The organism is Sphaerotilus sp. (genome assembly GCF_013299175.1).
Lineage (GTDB): Bacteria > Pseudomonadota > Gammaproteobacteria > Burkholderiales > Burkholderiaceae_C > Sphaerotilus.
In genome coordinates, this window is record NZ_JAAFKF010000045.1 from 23,508 (window position 1) to 29,860 (window position 6,353).

Annotated in this window: 6 protein-coding genes; 3 read left to right on the top strand and 3 right to left on the bottom strand. The window is 67.6% G+C overall.

Features of this window, described 5'->3' with window-relative positions; genetic code table 11:
• Positions 1-10: 10 nt before the first annotated feature.
• The gene (locus QZW52_RS09785; protein ID WP_293997945.1) at positions 11-1,753 is read left to right on the top strand and encodes a glutamine--tRNA ligase/YqeY domain fusion protein; all 1,743 of its coding nucleotides are present in this window, start codon (positions 11-13) and stop codon (positions 1,751-1,753) included.
• Positions 1,754-1,774: 21 nt separating this feature from the next.
• On the opposite strand, the gene QZW52_RS09790 is transcribed toward QZW52_RS09785, so the two are convergent.
• On the bottom strand, positions 1,775-2,581 hold the full coding sequence (locus tag QZW52_RS09790) for a hypothetical protein (protein ID WP_293997947.1): 807 nt from the start codon (positions 2,579-2,581) through the stop codon (positions 1,775-1,777).
• Positions 2,582-3,016: 435 nt separating this feature from the next.
• Here QZW52_RS09790 and QZW52_RS09795 point away from each other — a divergent pair, with 435 nt between their 5' ends.
• Positions 3,017-3,226 (top strand): hypothetical protein, encoded by a 210-nt coding sequence (locus tag QZW52_RS09795; RefSeq protein WP_293997950.1) that lies wholly within the window; start codon positions 3,017-3,019, stop codon positions 3,224-3,226.
• Here the strand turns inward: QZW52_RS09795 and QZW52_RS09800 are convergent.
• A complete protein-coding gene (locus QZW52_RS09800; protein WP_293997953.1) occupies positions 3,154-4,182 on the bottom strand; it encodes a tRNA dihydrouridine synthase in 1,029 nt (342 codons plus the stop codon). The two genes, QZW52_RS09795 and QZW52_RS09800, sit on opposite strands and share 73 nt — an antisense overlap.
• Positions 4,183-4,253: 71 nt before the next feature.
• Here QZW52_RS09800 and QZW52_RS09805 point away from each other — a divergent pair, with 71 nt between their 5' ends.
• Entirely contained in the window at positions 4,254-5,285 is a 1,032-nt protein-coding gene (locus tag QZW52_RS09805; protein WP_293997955.1) for an FmdB family zinc ribbon protein, read from the top strand.
• Here QZW52_RS09805 and QZW52_RS09810 read toward each other — a convergent pair.
• Positions 5,274-6,206, bottom strand: a complete 933-nt coding sequence (locus QZW52_RS09810; protein WP_293997958.1) for a DUF808 domain-containing protein — start codon at positions 6,204-6,206, stop codon at positions 5,274-5,276. The genes QZW52_RS09805 and QZW52_RS09810 overlap by 12 nt on opposite strands.
• Between the last annotated feature and the right edge of the window lie 147 nt (positions 6,207-6,353).

Sequence of the window (6,353 nt, forward strand, 5' to 3'; positions counted from 1 at the left end):
TGACTCCGACATGCCCGACGCGAACAAGATCCCCACCGATGGCCCCGCCGCCGAGCACAAGCCCAGCAACTTCCTGCGCGCCATCATCGAGCGCGACCTGGCCCAAGGCACCTGCGCCAGCCTGCGCACCCGTTTCCCGCCCGAGCCGAACGGCTACCTGCACATCGGCCACGCCAAGAGCATCTGCCTGAACTTCGGGCTGGCGCGGGACTACGGCGGCGTCTGCCACATGCGCTTCGACGACACCAATCCAGAGAAGGAGGAAAAGGAATACGTCGATTCCATCCTCGACGCGGTGCAGTGGCTCGGTTTCGGCTGGGAGGCGCACGGGCAGTCGCACCTCTACTACGCCAGCGACTATTTCGACTTCATGTACCGCGCAGCCGAGTCCCTGATCGCACACGGCCACGCCTATGTGGACGAACAGACGCCCGAGGAGATGCGCGCCAACCGGGGTGACTTCGTGCATCCCGGCAAGGACAGCCCCTTCCGCAGCCGCACGCCCGCGGAGAACCTCGCCCGCTTCCGCGAGATGCGTGACGGGGTCCACGCCGACGGGGCGATGGTGCTGCGCGCCAGGATCGACATGGCCAGCCCGAACATCAACCTGCGCGACCCGGCGATCTACCGCATCCGCCGCGCCACGCACCACAACACGGGCGACACCTGGTGCATCTACCCGATGTACACCTTCGCGCACCCGATCGAGGACGCGCTGGAGAAGATCACCCACAGCCTCTGCACGCTCGAATTCGAGGACCAGCGCCCCTTCTACGACTGGCTGCTGGAGCGGCTGATCGAGGCCGGGCTGCTGGAGGCCCCGGCGCCGCGCCAGTACGAGTTCGCCCGCCTCAACCTCACCTACGTCATCACCAGCAAGCGCAAGCTGGCGCAGCTCGTCAACGAAGGCTTTGTCAGCGGCTGGGACGACCCGCGCATGCCCACCATCGTCGGCCTGCGCCGACGCGGCTACACGCCCGCCGCGCTGCAGCTCTTCGCCGAGCGCATCGGCGTGACCAAGGCCGATAGCTGGATCGACTACTCCACGCTCGACATCGCCCTGCGCGACGACCTGGAAGGCAAGGCACACCGCGGCATGGCCGTGCTAGACCCGGTCAAGCTGGTGCTGACGAACTGGGACGACGTGATGGGCGCGGGGCACCTCGAAGCCTGCACGCTGCCCGCACTGCCACACCCGCCCGAAGGCCAGCCCGCCCCGGCCGCGCGCCAGTTCGTGATCGGCCGTGAAGTCTGGATCGAGCGCGAGGACTTCGAGGAGGTCGCGCCCAAGGGCTACAAGCGGCTGTTCCCCGGCAACAAGGTGCGGCTCAAGGGCGGCTACGTCGTCGAATGCACCGGCTGCGAGAAAGACGCCGATGGCCGCATCACCGCCGTGCTGGCTGCGGTCGTGCCCGACACCAAGAGCGGCACGCCCGGTGCGGATGCCGTCAAGGTCAAGGCGGCCATCACCTGGGTCAGCGTGGCGGACGGCGTGGCGGCGGAGGTGCGCCTGTACGACCGCCTGTTCACCGACCCGCAACCCGACGCCGGCGGCAAGGACTTCAAGGCCAGCCTGAATCCGGCCAGCATCCGCACGATCACCGCCTATGTCGAGCCGTCACTGGCGCAGGCGGCCCCGGACGCGAAGTTCCAGTTCGAACGCTTCGGCTACTTCGTGGCCGATCGGCGGGACCACACGCCCGAGCACCCCGTGTTCAACAAGACCACGGGGCTGAAGGACGGCTGGAAATAAGGCCAGCCAAGCGCACAAGGCTCACACGCCGGTCTGCCGGGCGGCGTCCGGCAGGCTCTGCAGCTTCTGGCGGAGCTGGCGCCGCTCCAGGCGCAGATCCTCCTGCAGGTGCGTCAGGTTGAGCACGATGTCGCGCAGCCGGGCGTTGTCGCCGATCACCGCCGCCAGCGGCATCGGCGCGGAGGCCGCGGCCGAAGCCAAGTCCCCGAAGTTCGAGCTGTTGACCGACTGCACCTGCACCACCCGGTCACGCAGATCGACGAAGTGGTGCGCCAATTGCTCACCGCTCGTGCGCAGCGCCCCCTCGACGCCTCCCAGGCGCCGGTCCATCTCGCCCAGGCGGCGGTCCAGCACCCGCTCCAGCACCCGCTCCAGCCGCTCGAACCGCGTGTCGAAGACGGCGGCCACGGACGCCTGCGTCGTGGTTTCGGCCATGCGGGCGTATTCGGCCAGCAAGGCATCGCGCCCGCGCAGGAGTTGCGCGTCCAGGTGCTGGAACTGCTGTTCGAGCGCGCGCTCGCGGTCCCGCAACCGCAGCCGCAGATGCTCGACCTGCTCCGCCTCGGACACGAAACTGCGCTGCGCACGCAAGCTCCAGAACACCACCGCCGCCGCCAGCAACAGCGCCGCCAGCAGCAGCAGCACCCGCGCCGCCGTGATGTTCGGGGACTCGTTGATGTCGAGCAGGCTCGGCACGCTGCCGGTGGCGACCGATTTGAGATGCAGCCGGGCCAGGTCGTCGTTCAGATACGCCAGCAACCGGTCGCCCGCCATCACCAACGGCGCCATCCAGGCGCACGACACCAAGGCGATCCAGGCCGCGCGCATTCCTGACTTCATACGACTCCACATGGGCAATCCCTTTCTTGGGGGTGCATCATTTCCCGGACGCCATGGAATTGGTTCTCATTGTTACCAAATTTCACATTTGCATCTGATTTATCAATTGGAGTCACCAACATCGGGATTTCATGGGAACCCGCGTTCTTCTTATGCGTTCTTCTTCTGCGTTCTCTTCCTGCGTTCATTTGGCCACTAAATCAAACTACCAGCTTTATTAATGCCCGGAACTGAGCAAACAACCATTCCCTACAAATCAATGATATTAATGCTTGCCGGATGGAACTCTGAATTGATACTATGGAGGCGAGGTCGGAATAAAACGAAAACAGCAACACCGCGACACAGCCAAAGCCCGCCATCCTTTGTACACGGATCTCTCCCGAGGATCTCCCCAAAGATCTCCACCAGGAAGCTCGCACCATGTCAGATCGCAACACGCCCCATCGTCTGCCCATGCCGCTGTGGCTGCGCCTGAGCCGCTGGCTGGGTGTCTCGCACAGTACCGGGCGCAACGGCAGCGGTGACAGCGCCCGCATGGACCTGGGCTACGAGGCCGCCTATGCGCCCGTGCTGACCGAGCGGTCCTGGGTACCGTCGCGCTTCGAGGACGACCGCTCGGTCCCTTCCTGAGCACGCACCGCCGGACCAAACAGCCCGAGCGCCAGCGCGTCCGGGTCGTTGACCGTGCGCAGCCGGTCGTGCGCGTCGGCGGCCTCGGGGTGGCGGTGGCGCAGCAGGTGCAGCCACTGCTTGAGGCGCCCGGCCCGGTGGCGCGGGTCGAACTGCAAGCCGACCCGTTCCCAGAAATCGCGCAGCAGCGCCAGCACCGCCGGCCAGTCCATCGCCGACCGCCCGCCGCTGAGGATCGCCAGCGCCAATCCCGGATCGGCCACCTGTCCCCGACCCAGCATCAGCGTGTCGCACCCCGACTCGACCTGGCAGCGCCGGGCGTCGTCCACGGTCCAGATCTCGCCATTGGCCACGACATGCAGCCCCGGTACCGCCATCCGCACCTCGGCGATGCGCGACCAGTAGGCCGGTGGCCGGTAACCCTGGTCGCGGGTGCGCGCATGGACCACCAGCTCGCACGCGCCCGCCGCGGCCACGGCGCGGGCGCAGTCCTCGGCGCCACGGTCATCGTGCATCCCCAGCCGCATCTTGGCCGACACCGGCATCTGCGCCGGCACCGCGGCCCGCACGGCCGCCACGATCCGGAACATCAGCTCCGGCTCGTCGAGCAGCGCCGCACCACCCCGGTGCCGGTTGACGGTCTTGGCCGGACAGCCAAAGTTCAGGTCGATGCCGGCCGGACCGAGGGCCGCCAGCCGCGCGGCGTTGTCGGCCAGACACACCGGGTCGGACCCGAGCAGTTGCGCCCGCACCGGTACCCCCGCAGCCGTGTGGCCACCATTTCGCAATTCCGGCAGGATGCGGTGAAATACACGGTCTGGCAGCAGCGTGTCCGTGACGCGGATGAATTCGCCGACGCAACGCTCGAAACCACCCGCCCGAGTCAGCAGATCTCGCAAGGTGCAGTCCAGCAGCCCCTCCATGGGGGCCAGCAACAGTCGTGGGGTGTTGTGCATGCCCCGCAGTGTCCCCGATCCCAGCGGACGGCCGGCAGCCCATAATCCAGCGAGTCCAGCAAGCGAAACCCATGGCCCTTTACCGATGCAACCGATGCGGGCACCTGTCCGAACCTGCCGATGACCAGATCGGCACCACCACGGCCTGCCCGGCCTGCGGCACCGACAACCAGGTCTACCCAACCACCGCCTTCCTGCGCACGATGCTCGACCGCTACTTCGCCGCGCGGCGCGAGCTGGGCGAGGCCCGTGCGGAAATCGAGCGCCTGCGCCGGCCGGCGAGCGAATTGCCACCGCTGGAGACCGCGCTGACCAGCCACACCCTGCCCACGGATTTCGACACCCGCAACACCGACCATTTCTGCAGCCGCGTGCAGGTCGCCCCGGTGCTGGACTGGTTTCGCCAGGCGGGCGTGTCGGTCGATCTGGATCCGCGCTCGCTGGAAACCTCGGGCCATTTCGACGAGGTGTCGGCCAACATCGGTGCCCATTACCCGCAGTTGCACGAGATCGTCGAGCGCATCCGTGCCGCGCAGAAACAGGACTACAGCTTCATCAACATCGACCTCGGCAAGCGCACCCCCGCCGAGGTGAAGTCGCTCAACGACTTCTGCCGGACGCTGAGCGAGAGTGGTTTCCTGTCGAAGTACCTGCACCAGGATGGCGACCAGGTCGTGCGCCTGTCGCTGCAGAAGGCCGACGCGGTGCGGCGCTTCTTCGATGGCGGCTGGCTGGGCTGGTACAGCTTCATGCTCGGCCTGCGCCATCTGGTGGGTGCCGGGGTGGACTTCTCGGTGGCGCGCGACGTGAGCCTGTCGTGGCCGAAGGACGAAGGGCACGCGCTGGACCTGGTGTTCCTGGTCGGACAAGGCCCGCCGCTGTGCGTGCAGTGCCGCACCGGCGAGGTCATCCCGCACATCGACCGCCTGATCCATGTGCGCGACCGCCTCGGTCTCGCACCGGAAAACTACCTGCTGTGCGTCAGCGATCTCGCGGAGCTGCAGGCCGAGGAACTCTCGCGCCGCCACGGCCTGCACATCGCGAGTCCCCGGACACTCAAGGCGTGGTTCGAGACCCACATCCCGACACGCTCAGTGGCCTGAGACACGGGTGAAGAGCCGGCGCAGCAGCGTCCAGACCCCGAGCACGGCAGCACCGGCCAGCACGCCTGCCACCCCATTGGCCAGCACCGGCAGCAGCACCTCGCCAATCCCCCCCAGCACGGCACCGGCCTGTCGGGTCCAGTCTTCGATGCGGTGGTGGGCGGCCGGCACGCCGTGGGTCAGGATCCCGCCACCGACCAGGAACATCGCCGCGGTGCCGACCACCGACAGCACGCGCATCAGCACCGGCGCCGCCCGCACCAGCCCTTGTCCGATCTGTGTGGACAGTCCGCGCCCGGTGCGCACGAGGTGGAGCCCCAGGTCATCGAGCTTGACGATGCCCGCGACGCAACCATACACCCCGACCGTCATCAGCATCGCCACGCCCGCCAGCACCGCGAACTGCGTCAGCGTGGGAGCACCCGCCACGGCGCCCAGCGTGATGGCGATGATTTCGCCCGAGAGGATGAAGTCGGTGCGGATCGCGCCGCGGATCTTGTCGCGCTCGAAGGCGACGAGGTCGATCGCCGGATCGGCCAGCGCCTGCGACAGCTCGGCGTGGTGGGTTGCGTCCTCCTCGGCGCTGTGCAGGAATCGGTGGGCCAGCTTCTCGAACCCCTCGAAGCACAGGTAGGCCCCACCCACCATCAGCAGCGGCGTGATCAGCCACGGCGCAAGGACACTGACAAGCAGCGCCACCGGCACCAGGATCGCCTTGTTGAGCAACGAGCCCTTGGCCACCGCCCACACCACCGGCCATTCGCGGTCGGCCGCCACCCCCGTCACCTGCTGCGCATTGAGCGCCAGATCGTCGCCCAGCACACCCGCCGTCTGCTTGGCGGCGACCTTGGTCAGGACGGCCACATCGTCCAGCACGGTGGCAATGTCGTCGAGGAGGGCGATGAGGCTGGCAGCGGCCATGGGTGGGTCTCCCTTGACATCCTCCCCGCCCTAAAGGACGGGGATTCCGGCGGGCGCGACCGCTTGCGCGGCCGAGCCTTCGGCGGGTTCCTGCTTCCTCGCGGCTGCGCGTCGTCCCCTCACGGGTCTGGCACGTCTGACCTCCGC